Annotated in this window: 15 protein-coding genes; 3 read left to right on the top strand and 12 right to left on the bottom strand. The window is 39.5% G+C overall.

Annotated elements, in window-relative coordinates:
- From B3P17_RS07110 to hisS, 6 genes are all read right to left on the bottom strand, one after another.
- The gene (locus tag B3P17_RS07110; protein ID WP_291104727.1) at positions 1-1,320 is read right to left on the bottom strand and encodes a penicillin-binding transpeptidase domain-containing protein; all 1,320 of its coding nucleotides are present in this window, start codon (positions 1,318-1,320) and stop codon (positions 1-3) included.
- Positions 1,244-2,071 carry a hypothetical protein gene (locus B3P17_RS07105; protein ID WP_422653389.1) on the bottom strand — a complete coding sequence of 276 codons (828 nt, stop codon included), beginning with the start codon at positions 2,069-2,071 and terminating at the stop codon, positions 1,244-1,246. Before B3P17_RS07105 ends, B3P17_RS07110 begins: the two co-directional genes overlap by 77 nt.
- A gap of 152 nt (positions 2,072-2,223) precedes the next feature.
- Positions 2,224-2,553: an FtsL-like putative cell division protein gene (locus B3P17_RS07100; RefSeq protein WP_006841453.1), complete on the bottom strand. Its 330-nt coding sequence runs from the start codon at positions 2,551-2,553 to the stop codon at positions 2,224-2,226.
- Between the two features lies 1 nt (position 2,554).
- A complete protein-coding gene (gene rsmH / locus B3P17_RS07095) occupies positions 2,555-3,466 on the bottom strand; it encodes a 16S rRNA (cytosine(1402)-N(4))-methyltransferase RsmH (RefSeq protein WP_252637196.1) in 912 nt (303 codons plus the stop codon).
- 2 nt (positions 3,467-3,468) lie between these two features.
- On the bottom strand, positions 3,469-3,930 hold the full coding sequence (locus B3P17_RS07090; protein ID WP_252637198.1) for a division/cell wall cluster transcriptional repressor MraZ: 462 nt from the start codon (positions 3,928-3,930) through the stop codon (positions 3,469-3,471).
- A 243-nt stretch (positions 3,931-4,173) separates the two neighbouring features.
- Positions 4,174-5,532, bottom strand: a complete 1,359-nt coding sequence (gene hisS / locus B3P17_RS07085) for a histidine--tRNA ligase (protein WP_291104721.1) — start codon at positions 5,530-5,532, stop codon at positions 4,174-4,176.
- A 350-nt stretch (positions 5,533-5,882) separates the two neighbouring features.
- Between hisS and B3P17_RS07080 the strand changes: the two genes are divergently transcribed.
- The 3 genes from B3P17_RS07080 to B3P17_RS07070 are packed head-to-tail and all read left to right on the top strand — an operon-like array spanning position 5,883 to position 8,307.
- The gene (locus B3P17_RS07080; protein WP_252637202.1) at positions 5,883-6,821 is read left to right on the top strand and encodes an ABC transporter substrate-binding protein; all 939 of its coding nucleotides are present in this window, start codon (positions 5,883-5,885) and stop codon (positions 6,819-6,821) included.
- Positions 6,818-7,546 (top strand): ABC transporter ATP-binding protein, encoded by a 729-nt coding sequence (locus B3P17_RS07075; protein WP_252637203.1) that lies wholly within the window; start codon positions 6,818-6,820, stop codon positions 7,544-7,546. Before B3P17_RS07080 ends, B3P17_RS07075 begins: the two co-directional genes overlap by 4 nt.
- Positions 7,546-8,307: an ABC transporter permease gene (locus B3P17_RS07070; protein WP_252637204.1), complete on the top strand. Its 762-nt coding sequence runs from the start codon at positions 7,546-7,548 to the stop codon at positions 8,305-8,307. The genes B3P17_RS07075 and B3P17_RS07070 overlap by 1 nt, the downstream gene beginning before the upstream one ends.
- 3 nt (positions 8,308-8,310) lie before the next feature.
- On the opposite strand, the gene B3P17_RS07065 is transcribed toward B3P17_RS07070, so the two are convergent.
- The 6 genes from B3P17_RS07065 to B3P17_RS07040 all read right to left on the bottom strand — a co-directional run bounded on the left by B3P17_RS07065 (position 8,311) and on the right by B3P17_RS07040 (position 16,983).
- Positions 8,311-9,768, bottom strand: coding sequence for a TrkH family potassium uptake protein (locus tag B3P17_RS07065; RefSeq protein ID WP_252637205.1), 1,458 nt, complete (start codon positions 9,766-9,768; stop codon positions 8,311-8,313).
- Positions 9,769-9,783: 15 nt separating this feature from the next.
- Entirely contained in the window at positions 9,784-11,121 is a 1,338-nt protein-coding gene (trkA, locus tag B3P17_RS07060; RefSeq protein WP_252637207.1) for a Trk system potassium transporter TrkA, read from the bottom strand.
- 6 nt (positions 11,122-11,127) lie between these two features.
- Positions 11,128-13,074, bottom strand: coding sequence for a 1-deoxy-D-xylulose-5-phosphate synthase (dxs, locus tag B3P17_RS07055; protein WP_291104711.1), 1,947 nt, complete (start codon positions 13,072-13,074; stop codon positions 11,128-11,130).
- A 288-nt stretch (positions 13,075-13,362) separates the two neighbouring features.
- A complete protein-coding gene (locus B3P17_RS07050) occupies positions 13,363-14,625 on the bottom strand; it encodes an RNA polymerase sigma factor (RefSeq protein WP_252637210.1) in 1,263 nt (420 codons plus the stop codon).
- The gene (locus tag B3P17_RS07045; RefSeq protein WP_252637212.1) at positions 14,609-14,956 is read right to left on the bottom strand and encodes a YciI family protein; all 348 of its coding nucleotides are present in this window, start codon (positions 14,954-14,956) and stop codon (positions 14,609-14,611) included. The genes B3P17_RS07050 and B3P17_RS07045 overlap by 17 nt, the downstream gene beginning before the upstream one ends.
- A 200-nt stretch (positions 14,957-15,156) precedes the next feature.
- Positions 15,157-16,983: a DEAD/DEAH box helicase gene (locus B3P17_RS07040; protein ID WP_135106777.1), complete on the bottom strand. Its 1,827-nt coding sequence runs from the start codon at positions 16,981-16,983 to the stop codon at positions 15,157-15,159.
- Positions 16,984-17,163 lie beyond the last annotated feature (180 nt).

The following is a 17,163-nucleotide window of genomic DNA, read 5'->3' as shown; positions in this document are numbered from 1 at the left end:
TTAATTTAATTCTATGGTTATGGTTGCTCCTTTCGTTGTTCTTGTTCCCGGAGCTATAGATTGCTGTTTCACTTTTCCTGCACCTATAAGGTTTACTTTCAGTCCTTCAAGCTCTAATAAATATATGGCATCACGTGCTCCCATTCCTATGACGTTAGGGACTAATCCTTGCTTGATAGAAGAATTGCTTTGAAGAAGAATACCATTGATCGAAGAGTCTGTATTTATCCAGTCTACTTTATCTCCCGAATAGTTGTAATCTTGTTTTAATTTTTTCAAAACAATCTCTGTATTTTTGAATGAACCGCTTTTAACGACAGGTATAAGTGAGTTTACTGTATCTTTCTGAGCAAGTATAGGAGTTGCTACAGTATTTCGTGTATATATCCCCTCGGCAATGGTTTTGAATACTGCTCCCGGCATAAGTCCCCCCGATGGAATTCCCTGTGGTCTGCGTATGCCTACAAAGCAAGTATATTTGGGATTGTCGGATGGGAAATATCCACAAAATGATACATAATATCCTTCGTATCCACCTCTGGCTGCAATCATTGCCGTTCCTGTTTTTCCTGATATAGGGAACATTTCAGATTCAATCGTTTTTCCTGTACCGTCGGTTACAACACCTCTTAGAATATCTTGCACCTCTTTGAGGGTCTTTTCTGAACATAATGAAGGATTTATAATCTCGGTTTCAAATTCTTCTTCTATTTTTCCGTCTCTCATGAAGGCTTTGGTGAGAAACGGCTTGATCATCTTCCCTTTATTTGCGATACCATTATAGAACATTAGCATGTAAATAGGTGGTACTTGTGTCTCATAACCGAATGACATCCATGGCAATGTCGTTTTAGACCATGGATTTGACTTATCATCAGGGAAGCGAATGACAGAAGTTCCTTCTTTTCCTTGTAGTGGAACATCCCATTCTATTTTTTTTGTAAGTCCCAGATCATGGATACGCTGTACATATTTTTGAGGATTATTTTCATAACCTTTTAATATCATTTTTGCGATAGCAACGTTCAGCGAAGAGTACATTCCTCTCGCTACTGTTACATAGCCTTTGTCTTGTCCTTTGCGCCAGTCATGGTCTTTTACGATGCGTCCCTTATATTCGAACAAACCGTTGCCGACAAAAATTTCTTCATCGGGGGTAACTACTCCGTCTTCAAGGGCAATCATCAGTGACACTGTCTTGAAGGTAGACCCCGGCTCGGACATGTACGAAAAAGCATTTGGATTACCTTCGGCATAAACACCGGGCGACATGCGGTCGAGATTGGTTATGGCTTTTATCTCCCCTGTAGCCACTTCCATTACAATAGCACATCCGGATTCGGCATTGGTCTCTACCAGTTTGTTGTAGAGCGCTTTCTCTGCTAAGTCTTGGACATCTACATNNCAAAGTGGTTTTTATATCCCATCCATCGGTTGGCTCGTTCAATACGACGTCTATCCAACGGCCTTGCACACGTTGGCGTGTTTTCAGACCCGGAATTCCTTTTAGTATAGAGTCGTATTTTAGTTCCAGACCACTGGCTCCTCCTGCGTCAAAGTCTTTGTATATAGATCCTACGGTTCTTCCGGCAAGGCGACCAAAAGGTTTTAAACGCATTGTTTTTTCTTCTGTAAACAAGCCGCTCCTATTGCTTCTCTGGCTAAAGAATGGGTATGTGAGAACTTCTTTCAGGTCTATATAGTTTATATCAGGGCGAATAATGCGCACATAGCGGCTGCGAACCTTTACCTTTTGGTTTGAACCGCTCTCCCTATTCCTTTCTATTTGGGCGAGCTCTTTACGGCTTAAATCCCATCCGTCTAGTATTACTCTTTTGTACTGGGCTGCACTTCTGTCGGGAAACTTCTTCGCCAGTGCTTGTGACAGAGGTGTAACGTATTTCATTAATGTATCTTTCTTTATGCCATCGGCCATAAAGTCGACATATACTCCGTAGAGGGGTTCGCTTGTTGCCAATAGGCGTCCGTCGTCGGCATAAATATTACCTCTGTTGGGGCGTATTTCTCTATCTTTCTTTACGGTTTCCTGTATGCCAAGTTCGCGCCACATGGGGCCTTCTACATACTTTATATTGAATATACATATTAGAATTGCAATAAATATCAGGGACATAATAAGTGCAATCCACCCATATCGGCTGATCGCTATATTCTTTGATGTTCCTTCAGATTTTTTCGCCATCTTCTATTCTTTCTTGCTATTTATTTCTTTCCCAGTTTATATATTGGGTCTTTTGTTTGTTTCAGATCAACACCGTTTTTCTGAACCATATCTTCTACTTTCGATTCGCGGCTTACACCCATCAGCTCTGCCGATATGGTGAGAGACTCATACTTCGCATCTTTTAGTTCGCGCTGAAGAGATTCTATTTTCGCCATTTTCTCGATACAGCTATACCTGTTGCTGATGTACAGCACAATGATAACGAAGACCGTGATGATAAAACGTGCGTTTTTCCAAAAGAAATCCTCGGTGAGGACAGTCCCCCCAAGAATATACATGATCTTCTTTTTTATATCTTTTACTGTCATATCAAACTTTTTCTGCAACTCTTAGTTTAGCACTCCTTGATCGGGGGTTGCGTTCTTCTTCTTCCTTTGATGGAGTGATTACTTTATTGTTTATCAGCTTGAACGGAGTTTCGAAGTTTCCGAAGAAGTCTTTTTCTACTTTGCCTTCAAAATTTCCTGTCTTAAAGAAGTTTTTGACAATACGGTCTTCGAGCGAATGATATGTAATGACAGACAATCGCCCACCCGGTTTTAGTATGTCAAGAGCCTGCTCCAACATCTCCTTCAACACCTCCATCTCTTCATTTACTTCTATGCGAAGAGCCTGAAATGCCTGAGCCAGTATCTTTTTCTCTTTTTCTCCTCTTCCTACAAATGAATTGAGTGTTGCAAGCAAATCACTTGTTTTCTTGTAAGGTTTTTCTTTTCTTGTTTTCACAATCACGGAAGCAATCCGCCGCGATTGTTTCAGTTCACCATACAGGTAGAAAACATCTGCCAGTTTTTCCTCTGTGTATGTATTTAGTATCTGCGCAGCCGTTTTTCCTCCCTTGCGATTCATGCGCATATCCAAGTCGCTATCTTCGAAACGGAAAGAGAACCCTCTGTCTTCGGCATCGAAGTGATGCGACGAAACGCCCAAATCGGCCAGTATAGCATCTACACCGTCTACTTTATGATACTTGATGAAATTTTTAAGATATCGGAAATTGCTGCGTATGAAAGTGAACTTACTGCTAGCTTCAATGTTGTTTATCGCATCTTCATCCTGATCGAAGGCATAGAGATGCCCTTTGTCTCCGAGACGTGACAGTATTTCTCTTGAGTGTCCGCCACCGCCAAATGTAACATCGACGCAAATACTATCAGGGTGAATATTCATCCCGTCAATACTCTCGTGAAGCAAAACCGGTATGTGATATGCATCGGCCATGATTAGTCGTTTTGTGAGCTGTTATTCATTAATGCCTGAATGCGAGCACTGAATTTCTCGGCAGGTATCAGTGTTTTGTCCAGAGCATCGTTTGTCCAAATTTCGATTGTATTGTCTACTCCTAAGAATCTTACATCTGTAGTAATTCCGACCATCTGACAGTATCGTTTTGGTATAAGGATACGCCCGTTGGTGTCCATCTCGAGGCGTTCGGCGTCAACAACAAATTGACGGAACAACGCTTGCTGCTCCATATCCCACCTGTTGAGGCGTGAACGTAATTTTGCAACTTCCTCTTCCCAGACTACCAGAGGGTAGAGGACGAGACAGTTCTGAAATAGGTCTTTCCTGAGTATCAATGTGTTCTGGTCGCAAGATTGCAATATCTTACGAAAAGAAGCAGGTACAAAAAGACGTGCTTTTGCGTCTATTTTTGCTTCGATATTTCCCAAAAACTGTAACATTAATACTTTGAATTTTAACAATATACAATATTCGACGTAAAGGTATAAAATTTATACACTTTTCCCCACCTTTCCCCACTTAAAATGTATGAAAAAGTTTTCAACATGAGATGAACAGGTTATAAACACAATATTAACAATGGGAGATAGGATTATGTTTATTGATTATTAGGTGTTTATATACAAATAAGTCCTGCCTTGTTAATAACTAAGGCAGGACTTATTAATATGTCTGTTAATAAATTAGCTAAGGATGGATATGCATTCTTCGAGGGTCAATGATTTCTGTTCGCCCGATGTCATATCTTTCAGTGTGATTTTGTTTTCATTTATCTCATTTTCACCAACTATAGCTACATAAGGANTCTTATTGGAGTCGGCATACGACATTTGCTTTTTCATCTTTGCCGCTTCGGGGAATATCTCTGTAGAGATTCCTGCCTGACGCATTTTTAAGATCAGAGGCAATATGTGAGCTTCTTCTTTTTCGCCGAAGTTGACAAACAAAACCTGTGTATTCTGTATCGAATCTTTTGGGTATAAATCGAGCTGGTTTAATACATCGAATATGCGGTCTGCCCCGAAGGAAATCCCTACGCCCGATACGCCCGACAATCCGAAAATACCAGTCAGGTTATCATAGCGTCCACCTCCGGTAATACTGCCTATTTGCACATCAAGAGCTTTTACTTCGATGATAGCACCTGTGTAGTAATTCAATCCTCTGGCAAGAGTAAGGTCGAGCTCAAGTTCGCAACGGATTCCTACAATTTTTAGTTTGTTGAGTATATATTCGAGTTCGTTAACACCCTGTATTCCGGTTTCAGAATCTTTGAGAACTGTTTTCAAGGTGTTTAATTTCTCTTCGTTTGTCCCTTGTAAAAGGATAATCGGTTGAAGTTGCTCGATCGCTTTTTGTGGGATGCCCTTCGAAGCAAGTTCTTCGTTTACCTTTTCCAGACCTATTTTATCCAGTTTGTCGATAGCAACAGTAATGTCTGTAATTTTTTCGGCCTCTCCAATAATCTCAGCAATACCTGAAAGTATCTTGCGGTTGTTGAGTTTGATACTCACCCGAATGCCGAAGCGGCTGAATACTTCATCTGCTATTTGAATCAACTCTACTTCGTTGATAAGGGAATCGGAGCCAACGATGTCAGCATCGCACTGGAAGAATTCGCGGTAACGTCCTTTTTGTGGTCGGTCGGCACGCCAAACGGGTTGTATCTGATAACGTTTGAAAGGGAATGTTATTTCGTTTCGGTGCATTACAACATAGCGTGCAAATGGTACAGTGAGGTCGTAACGAAGTCCTTTCTCGCTTATTTTAGTTGCAAGGCGGGTAGAGTTTTTCTCCAACAATTCTTCATTGGATAAATCTTTCAAGTAATCGCCCGAATTGAGTATCTTGAATAGAAGCTTATCGCCCTCTTCTCCGTATTTTCCCATCAGTGTTGATAGGTTTTCCATTGCCGGAGTTTCTATCTGACGAAAGCCATAGAGTTTGAAAACTTCACGGATAGTGTCGAAAATATAGTTACGCTTCGCCATTTCTTCCGGCGAAAAATCTCTTGTTCCTTTAGGAATTGAAGGTTGTGACATTACTTATCGATTAAAAATATTCAGGATGCAAAGGTAAAAAGAAGTTGTGAGTAAAAGGTCAGGGGCATGAGATATTTAATGTCAGGGGGTAATTTTCAGCGTTATGATAATTGTCGTATTATTTATTAATGATATAATTGTCTTATACATGATAGCTCTTAGTCGTTGTTTGGTCACGATGAAAAGTGACAATATAAAAAGTGCTGAAAACTGTCACCTTTGTCACCTTTTAACAATTTGGAGTTGGATATATGAGAGAGTCTGTGTTGCTTCTTTGTGGTTGTTCTGCTAATTTTATTGATTTATTTCCCTTATTTTTGTAATCACATATTATTTTATTTATACAAATTATGAAACATATTATATTTTCAATTCTATCTATCAGTTTATTGTTAAGCGCTTGTTCCGGTAAAAAACAAGAAAGTGCAGAAGTGCAAACGCTTACGGTGGGGGTAATGTCGTCAATGGATTATCTTCCTCTTGCAGTAGCTCAGCGTGAAGGTTACTTTGCAAAACATGGTGTAGATGTAAAAATTCAAAAATTTATGTCTGCCAATGAACGAGATATGGCTTTTCAGAGTGGAACTGTAGACGGAGGAGTAACCGACTATACCAGTGCGGCATTGCTGGCTTCGGGTGGGTTTGATATGAAGCTTACTTCTAAATGTCAAGCACCTTTTTATATTGTAGCCGGTGCGCAGTCGGGGATAAATAACTTGTCGGAGCTGAAAGGCAAGAAGATAGCCGTTTCTCAAAATACAGTGATCGACTTCTGTATAGATATGGCTTTGGCTAGTGTAGGCCTTACTCCTAACGATGTAAAGAAAGTGGAAATAAATAAAATTCCGACTCGCTTCGAGATGTTGCGGAATAATAAAATAGATGCTACGGGCTTACCTAATCCGTTTGCCCTGATCGCTGCAAGCGAAGGTTGCAAGCTGCTTGTATCTATGGATAGCCTGAAATATACTGTTACAGGTATTGTCTTTTCCCAGAAGGTGATAGACACGAAGAGTGAGGCTATTAAGAAAATGTATGCCGCATACAATGATGGTGTGGCTTATCTGAACTCACATACTGTAGCAGATATAAAAGATATATTGGTAAAAGAGCTTCAGTTTCCTGAACCTGTTGCTGAGAAGGTCACTCTACCTGCCTATACCGATGCTCAGCCTGTAACTGTTGCAGACAAAGATATACAACAAGTGATAAGCTGGCTCGGAGGCAAAAATCTGCTTAAAGCTGATTTCAAAGTTGAGAATCTTATAAATGATCAACTGACTAAATGATAGAGATGCTGTCGATAGAAAACCTGGAGGTAAAATACGGAAATACTGTAGCTTTGAATGATTTCTCCCTGACTATAAAAAAAGGGGAAATATATTCGCTTATAGGCCCTTCGGGATGTGGCAAGTCTACTTTATTAAAAGTCCTTTGCGGGATTATAAGAAATTATAACGGGCAGATTGTTTTTAATGGAAAAGCGTTTACACCCAGAGAAGTATCTATAGGATATGTACCTCAACACTATGGCTTGCTGGAATGGAAAACAGTGAAAGAAAATATCTTCCTTTCTTATAAGCTCAATAGCACTAAGGTGTTGAGAGAGTCGGAAGTTTCAGAGATTATCGACTCGTTAGAGATTGATGATATTCAAAACCGCTATCCTTCGCAATTGAGTGGGGGACAGAAACAACGTGTGGCTCTGGCTCGTGCCTTCATCTCTCAACCTGATATTCTGTTGATGGACGAACCGTTTTCATCATTAGATACATTTACTTCCGAAGCATCGCAACGGCTTTTCCTCCGTCTATGGGAAAAATACAAAGTAACCACTCTGTTTATCACACACAATATACATGAGGCTGTATCTATTGGTGAGCATATTATTGTAATGAGCAAATCGCCGGGAAGGATTATTCATCAGGTAGAAAACCCCTTGTTCAACGTATCTGAGTACCAAGAGGAAAAGTTGAGGTTTGTGGCATCTATTATCAATAAAATAGGGTACTGATGACAAAACGTAGAAAACATATTTTCAATTATTTCGGTTACATAATAGGCGGCTTTATCCTGTTCAATGTTATATGGTATATTCTTGCTGCCAGTCTTAGCCTGAAGGCACTGCCTTTCCCTACAGAGGTTTATAGTGGATACTCCAAAGCTTTTGAGAATGAGATATTAGACCATACATTCGCCAGCTTGCGGCGTATAGCATATAGTATAGGTATATCTTTGGGAATAGCTTTAGTGCTAGGCGTATGGATGGGATATAGTAAGAAGGTAAATAGTCTGTTGGGTCCTATGATTTATTTTTCTTATCCTATTCCTAAATTAGCTCTTTTGCCTATCATCATGGTATTATTTGATCTGGGCGAAACTTCAAAGATTGTTATTGTTATATTGATTGTCGTTTTTCAGTTGATCATAACGATACGTGATGCTGTAAAAAATATATCGAAAGAAAATTACTATGTTCTTATTTCATTTGGGGCAACGAGCTTACAAAAAATGAGACATATTACCTTGCCTGCTATTTTGCCCGAAGTCTTTTCTTCGCTTCGTGTGGCATTGGGTATTGCAACATCGGCTTTGTTCTTTATTGAAACATTCGGAACGGATAAAGGATTGGGATTTTACATTACCGATTCACAAATGCGAGTAGATTATATCCAAATGTATTTTGGTATAATTGTTCTTTCTCTGATCGGTTTTATTTTATTTCTGATCGTCGATCTGCTCGATAATATATTGTGTAAGTGGAAGAATATATGATTGTTATCTTCTCCAGAATGCAGGCATAAATAAAGAGAGTACAGTAAATAGCTCTAAACGTCCTGTCAGCATAAGGAAGCTGAGATACCATTTCGACTCGGTTGGTACTTCCGAGAAACTACCTGTATTACCTATCTCTGCCAATCCGCCCCCCACGTTTCCGAGGCATGAAACTGCTGCTCCGAGAGCATTCTCGAATTGCATTCCCGATAAGGACAAAAGTAAACAGCTGAAAATAAGGATGGCAAGGTATAAGAAGATAAAAGCCAAGACCTTGGTTACTACGTCTATCGAAATTACATGGTTATTCAATCGGATAGGGAGTATCGCATTGGGGTGTACCTGACGTTTAAACTCATTGATTGAATTCTTAAACAAGATAATGATCCTCACTATCTTGATACCTCCGGCTGTAGATCCGGCACATGCCCCGAAGACCATAAAGATGACAACTAAGAACTGATAGAAAGAACCCCAACTTATTATATTGTCAGTAGAGAAGCAGGTGGTGGTAAGCATCGATACTACTTGAAACAATGATGTGCGGAAGGCTTTTTCTACTCCTTCTATCTTGCCCGAACTGTAAAGCCCGATGGCAATAATGACAACAAAGAGAATGATAATAGATACATACCATTTAAACTCTTCATTCTGATACAACTTTTTGGCACTACCTTTCATAAAGAAGTAGATCAGCGTAAAGTTTATTCCTCCGATGAACATAAAGAGGGTAATGACATATTCTATATAGGCTGAATTCCAATGGGCGATACTATCTTGCTTTGTCGAAAATCCGGCAGTGGATATCGTTGTAAAAGCATGGCAAACAGCGTCAAAGAGACTCATTGGGCCTATCCAAAGCAGTACGACAAGAATTCCTGTGAGGAATATATAAACCAGCCATAGCCGTTTAGCTATTTGTGATATACGGGGGCGAAAACGATCGTAGCCTATCCCTGTGACTTCGGCATCGTACATTACAGATGCATTACCTCCCATGGGTAGGATTGTGGCCACGAACAATACGATTCCTAATCCTCCCATCCATTGGGTTATACTGCGCCAGAAGAGAAGTCCCTTGGGCATACTCTCTATGTCGTTTAGGATGGTTGCACCGGTTGCGGTTAGTCCCGAGATGGTTTCGAAGTAGGCATTACTGACGCTAGGTATCGAGTTGCTCAGATAATAAGGAAGCATACCGAAGGCAGATAATACGATCCACGAAACAGCCACCATAAAGAAGCTCTCTCGTTTTCCGATCGGTTTTGGGAAATCTTCGGTTCCTACCAATCGGATAAAAGCTCCTGCAAAGAATGTTATTGTAGAGCTTATGAGCATTGCATCACCCGCCGCTTCGTGTAAGTAAAAAGAAACAATGGTAGCACTCATCATGAATAGCGATTCTATGACAAGCAAAAATCCAATTGTTTTTAGTACAAACCGGTAATTAAAATTGCTCATGAACTTTCTATCCTGTTAATGGAACATTTTCTCGGCATCACGTAGGGTGTCATCCAAGCAGAAAACGACCACATGATCGTAAGGCTCTATCAAAGTATCACCATCGATCATCATCGGTTCTCCGTTGCGTATCAATCCGCCCAGCGTAACATTCTTGGGGAGCGTTAGCTTTTTTACCTCCTTCTTGGTTACATAAGAGTTTGGTCGAGCTATAATCTCCGCTACGTCTGCATTGGCGATTGTTAATGACTTTACGTTAGATACGTCTGCACTGAGCAGAAATCTGTATATGTTGCTTACTGTTATTAGTTTCTTATTTATAATAGAGCCGATATCCAGATTCTCAGCCATCGACATATAGTCCATATTTTCTACTTCGGCTACAGTCTTGCGTACTCCAAAGCGTTTGGCTGCCATACAAGCCAGAATGTTAGCTTCCGAATTTCCGGTTACAGCCACAAATGCGTCTATATCCTTGATTCCCTCTTGCAAAAGGAACTCAGCATTACGGCCGTCATTATGAAACACGGTTACATTCTTTGGTAGCTTTTCTAAAAGTTGGTAGCTCTTCTCTTTATCGGATTCTAATAGTTTGATGTTTGTATTGTCGGGTAAGTACTGACAGGTACGGATGGCAATACGGCTTCCGCCCATTATCATAATGTTTTTAACCTCAAAACTGGCTTTGCCTGCTATTACGGGCAGTTCGTTCACGTTTTCTTTTGTCGCGGTAAAGAATACGATGTCGCCCGCTAAAACCATATCCTTTCCTGTAGGAATGATAGTTACATTCTTTCGTTTAATGGCAACGATGTGGAATTTTTTGTCTTTGCTGCTTAAGTCGAAGAGGTATTTATTTACCAACTCCGAGTTTTCTCTTATCTTGATTCCGGCGAGTAATATATTGCCATCGCAAAGTTCTATCCATTGGCGTACCCACGGACGTTTTAAGGCTGATACTATTTCTTTTGCCGCCAGCATTTCGGGATAAACCATAGAGTTGATCCCTAGCTTTTCAAAAAACTCTTTATTCTTGGGTAAGAGGTATTCGTAATTATCGATGCGAGCAAAGGTTTTTTTTGCTCCCATATTCGCAGCCAATAAGCAGGCTGTTATGTTTGTAGATTCGTCAGGGGTGACACCAATAAAGAAATCCGCTTCTTTTATATCCACCTCCATCAAATCTTTTAGGGAAGTACAAGACCCGGTCATCGTCATTATTTCAAGATTAGAGCCAAGGAAGTTGAGCTTCTCTTTATCAGCGTCCATGAGTACAACGTCTTGGTTTTCTGCTGATAATAGTTTTGCTAAATGTGTTCCTACAGCACCTGCACCTGTAATTACAATTCTCATCGACTCTTACTTATATATTTTTTCTTCTATATTATTAGGGCTTATTTGTTTATGCAAGATAGACTGCATTCGTTTTACCAATCCTTGTATGTCAAGCTCGCATAGTTTTTTCAGGTCAGCAACCGAACCGTGTGTTACAAATTTATCTTGTATGCCTGCACGCACTACATTTATGTTCAGATAGTTATTGTCAGAAAAGTATTCTAAAACAACACTACCGAATCCTCCGTTGATAACACCGTTTTCGATCGTCAGTACATGGGTAAAATTCTCTGCCACCTCTTTTAAGATTGCAGTATCCAGTGGTTTAAGGAATATCATGTCGTAATGTGCGATAGAATAGCCTTCGTCTTCAACGATGTGGATAGCTTCACGTGCAGTATTTCCTATTGCGCCTATTGATAAAACGGCAAGATCTTTACCATCTTTCAACTTGCGTCCTTTTCCTATTTCCAGCTTTTGCATTTCGCATTCCCAATCTTTCAATATACCCTGTCCTCTTGGGTATCGGATCACAAATGGTCCTTCGTTACCGTAAGCGGCGGTATACATCAAGTGGCGCAAATAATGTTCGTCGAAAGGAGCGGCGATAGTCAGGTTCGGGACACAGCGCATATAAGCAAGATCGAATGCCCCATGGTGTGTTGGCCCGTCTTCTCCTACCAATCCTGCTCGGTCGAGACACATAATTACATGCAGTTTTTGAAGTGCTACATCATGTATGACCTGATCGTAAGCTCGTTGCATAAATGATGAGTAGATATTACAGAACGGTAATAGTCCTTCTTTTGCCAATCCGGCCGAATAGGTGACAGCATGTGCTTCGGCAATACCTACATCGAATGCCCTGTCCGGGAATTCTTTCATCATATAGGTCATAGACGATCCGGTTGGCATAGCAGGAGTAATACCTACAACGCGTTTATCTTTCTTAGCCAGTTCTACAAGCGTATGTCCAAAAACGTCCTGAAAGAGTTGTGGCTGATCTTTAGACTTTGTCACAATACGTTCTCCGGTTTCTTTGTCAAACTTACCCGGAGCATGCCATACTGTAGCCGAAACTTCTGCCGGCTTAAATCCTTTTCCTTTAATAGTGTGGATATGTAGAATCTTAGGGCCTTTCATATCCTTTATATTTTGTAGTATCCGAATCAGGTTTGGTAAATCGTGTCCATCGATAGGGCCAAAATATCGTATATTAAAGCCTTCAAACATGTTCTGTTGTTTGGTCAACAGTGATTTCAAACTATTGTTGAAACGAAGGATAAGATTTTTACCTTGTTCGGTGATAAGGTTTCCTTTCTTGAACTTTTGATAAACATCATTCCTTACCCTGTTATAGGTGGGTGAGGTAGTCATTTTTACCAAATAATCGCGCATACCCCCAACATTGTCATCTATAGCCATATCATTATCATTGAGTATGATAAGGATGTCATTTGGTTGAGAGCTTGCATTGTTGAGAGCTTCATAAGCTAACCCTCCGGTCATTGATCCATCACCTATTACGGCTACCACATGCCTCTTCTCATGTTTGAGAGAGGAAGCGACAGCCATACCTAGTGCTGCCGAAATTGAATTTGAAGCATGTCCTGCAATAAAGGCATCATATTCGCTTTCTTTTGGATTTGGAAACCCTGAAAGACCACCGAATTTACGATTTGTATGAAACAGGTCTCTTCTGCCTGTCAGTATCTTGTGGCTATATGCTTGGTGACCCACATCCCATACAATGCGGTCGTAAGGTGTGTTGTATATGTAATGCAGAGCCACAGTAAGCTCTACTGTACCGAGACTGGAGCCAAAATGTCCGGGATTTTTGCTTAGTTGATCAATAAGAAGACTTCTAAGTTCAGTACATAGAGACTCAAGCTCCTCGATGCTTAGATTTTTAAGGTCAGAGGGAGAGTTTATTGTCTGTAATACTGATATATTGTTGTTTTGTTCGTCCATAAAAATTCTATTGGAATGAAGAAAAATCTTTATTACTATTGTAATAAACAAGCAAATATATAAAACAAAAGCTATTTAGTATAAGATATTCTCTTAAAAATAAGACAGGATTAGACCTAGTTATAATAATATAAACAAAAGAGATTGATTAATGTTCTTTGTAAACATTATGTAAACAAGCTTGTAGTCCGTATTTGTTACTATTTATTAGGAGGATATGTATAGTTAAAAAGTTTCAGTTTTTGACCAAAATTTGATTTTGGGACTTTTTCAGAAAATGAATCATTATTAATTTTCCAATTTTTTCTTTATAAGATTTATTTTTTCGCTGATGAAGTTTATATCGGTTTTATTTTTGGTGCAATTCAGCGACAATTCATAATTATGAATGGCCAAATTCCATTCCTCCATTTTTGCATAAAAGTGAGCCTTGGTGCTGAGATAGATAAATTCTGTTTCTTCGTTCATCATGTTTTCTATTGTAATTAGCTCAGGTAGCAGATCGTGCAGACTCTTAAAGTTACTTTCAGCAATAATTCTGTTTAGCTTTACTGGAATCGAATATGGTTCCATTTTTTCGAGTTGTTTATATAGATAAGCAATCGTTTTCCAGTCTGTTTTTTCATACGATTCGGAAGTGCAGTGCATGGATGAAATCAAAGCTTCTAAATAATATTTATCTAAAGTCTGCTGGTGCTGCTTTGCTATTTCCAAGTAATAGAAACCTTCTTTTATTAAATCATTATTCCAAAGCATTCTGTTTTGATTCTCCAACGATATCCACGTATCGTTCTCGGTTCGTGCAGGAAATCTTGAGGAGTTGAAAAACATACCTGCCAGCAGAGAATTAATTTCAGGGTTTTCGGGATGATACTGGTGTAATAATTTTCCTAACCTGATGGCTTCAAAGCACAAGTCTAAATTTATGGTTCCGGCTCTTTGCGAACTTTTATATCCTTCATTGTAGAGCAGGTATATAATCTTAAGCAGATGGCTTAATTCCTCAATGGTCTGAATCTGAAAATCATCGTAAATTTCTGAAAATTCTTTGATCGTTTCTTTACTCCTTAAAACAACTTTCTTGACGGTTTCTGTTTTAATGATCAGCGCATTGGCAATTTCCGAATAGTTGAATCCGCAAAGGAAATAAAGTGAAATGATTAGTTTATTCCTTTCAGTGAAAGGCGCTTTTGAAAAGAAAATCAGTAATTTAAGTAAGCTGTCCTCTACTTCCTTTTCGGAGTATTCGTCACTGTCTCTTTCTGTGGATGCAAGGTAATTGACGTGTGTTTGTGCGATGTTTGATTGCCGGATCTTATTCACTAGCTTGTTGTTTGCAACCCGATGAAGCCACGCAAAGGGATTCTCGGGAACTTCTCCAAACCTCCATGTATTTAGAGCTGTTTCGAAAGATTCTTGAACTGCGTCTAGTATATCCTCAATCTTATGATAGCCATACTTTTGAGATAAATAGGAAACCATCTTTCCATAATGTTCTCTGAAAAGATGGCTCGTAAGTGTTTTTATATTTTCGTCAATGTTGTTCTTCATCAGTGTTGATGATTCTACGGATTTCTAGGGTTGCTCCACGTTTCAAATCAGGACAGCCTTTTGCCAGTTCTTTTGCGTCGTCTAAGGAATTAGCAAGGAGAAAATAATAGCCGCTGACACACTCTTTGGTTTCAACATAAGGACCGTCTGTAGCAATACCATCTTTCAAGGTAACACCAGCAGAATCGAGGGGATTTCCATCTTTAAAGTTCCCGTTTTCGACTAGCGTTTCTACCCATTTGATGTGTTCCTGAATGTCTGCTTGCATATCTTCTACGGACAGATCTCCATAATCTGCATTTTCCCGAATGAGTAATAAAAATTCTTTCATTATTTTTTATTCTAAGTTAATAATTCTGTTATGTACTTATAAGACAATCGGGTGTTTAATTTCGGGACAAAGTATTTAGATTTTTTTCTGAGATTCCCTTTTTTATTATCTATTGTTACTGATAGGTGTAAATATAGAATGTTTTTTAATAAAAAAAGCACCGAATTTTAAAATTCGGTGCTTTTCGTATAAATGGATATTTAAGAATATTTTGGTTTTCGCCCACTCCGTCCTTTATTCTTATCAGAGTGTTTTGGTGAATTATAATCAGAGCTTTTTCGTGTTCCGATATCTGAACGAGTGCTGAAGTTTTTACGGCCTCTATCTCCGCCACGGTCTTTAGCGTTTCCGCCTCCTCCACCTTGAGCTACCTCTACAGAAATACGTCGTCCGTTCTGTTCTTGTTTGCTCATGGATTTTATAACCTTCTGGGCATCTTTTTCAGGCACTTCGAAGAAAGAGAAGTTTTGCATTATGTCAATCCGTCCGATATTTACCTTTTCCGGAACATAGTCGTTAACAAGTCCCATCAGCGTTGCCGGATTTACATTGTCGGTACGTCCTACATTAATAAACAAACGAGAGTACCCTCTTTCGGCAGAGCGTCCGCCGGATGAACGATCCGAGCGGTCTGAGCGATCGGAACGGTCTCTGTCTTTACGTTTAGGGAATGACTTATCATCGCGAGACGAACGTTCGGATGGTGATTCTATTTCTTGTGCATCGCGGTAGTAATCGATAAGACGATTAAACTCAAGTGCTACTACACGTTTGATAATATCTTCTTTTTCGAGCCAATCTAGTTTTCTGTAAACAGAAGGAAGTATGTTTGAGATTTCATCTTCATTTACTTTTACTTTCTCTATTCTGTCTACCAGACTGAACAACTGTTTTTCGCAAATAGCTTCGCCCGAAGGGATAGCTCCCTGCTCAAACTTTTTGTTGATTATTTTTTCAATCTCTCTTACTTTTCCTTTTTCTTTTACGTGGATAATTGCGATAGAAGTACCTGTTTTTCCGGCACGACCGGTACGTCCACTTCTATGAGTATATGATTCTATATCATCCGGCAAACCATAATTGATAACGTGTGTCAAGCTATCTACGTCTAGCCCTCTTGCTGCCACGTCTGTAGCTACAAGTAACTGTATGTTTTTTATGCGAAATTTTTGCATCACATAGTCACGCTGAGCTTGAGACAGGTCGCCGTGCAGAGAGTCTGCATTATAACCATCTTGTATCAGTTTGTCAGCAATTTCTTGTGTCTCGCGACGGGTACGGCAAAATATAATTCCGTATATATTCGGATAATAGTCTGCAATACGTTTCAATGCCAGATATTTATCTTTAGCATGAACAAGGTAGTATACATGCTTCACGCTGTTCGAACCTTCGTTCTTTCTTCCGATAGTAATTTCTTTCGGGTTCTGCATGTATTTTTTTGTGATCTTAGCTATTTCTTTAGGCATAGTAGCCGAAAATAACAGCATCAATCTCTCATCCGGCACTTTAGACAATATCTCGTCGATACTTTCCATGAATCCCATGTTGAGCATTTCGTCCGACTCATCGAGTACTACATATTTTACATTCGACAACTCTACTGTTCTACGATTGATAAGGTCAATCAGTCGTCCCGGAGTAGCAACAATAATCTGTACGCCTCTCTTTAGTGATTTTATCTGACTCTCGATGCTTGATCCTCCATATACAGGAAGAACTCTTAGGTTATCTATATATTTTGAATAATCGGATAAGTCTCCTGCTATTTGCAGACATAGTTCACGTGTAGGACAAAGGATAAGTGCCTGAGGAACGTTCTGGTTTGTATCTATTTTTTGTAATATAGGAAGACCAAAAGCTGCGGTCTTTCCTGTTCCGGTTTGCGCGAGCGCAATTACATCATTAGTTTCGCCAAGCAAATATGGAATCACTTCTTCTTGCACAGGCATTGGGTTCTCATAACCCATTTCTTCGATTGCTTTGCGAATATTCGCGGCAACTCCTAACTCTTCAAATGTTTTCATTAAAAATTTTCAAATATCTTTTGTGGTAAAAAGCCCTTCATTTTTTTGACTTACTCCCACCCCAAAATTATTCGACATAAGAGAGCCTGTCAAAAGGACGCGCAAAGGTAGTAATTAGTTTTCAAGTTTTTACAATAATTGGGTAATAACTTTGTTTTAACTGTCTTATAAAGGCTAGAT

It is taken from the genome of Dysgonomonas sp. UBA7630 (assembly GCF_002483985.1).
GTDB lineage: Bacteria > Bacteroidota > Bacteroidia > Bacteroidales > Dysgonomonadaceae > Dysgonomonas.
Note: the sequence above shows the minus strand (reverse complement) of the source record. Positions and strands in the feature narration are given on the sequence as shown.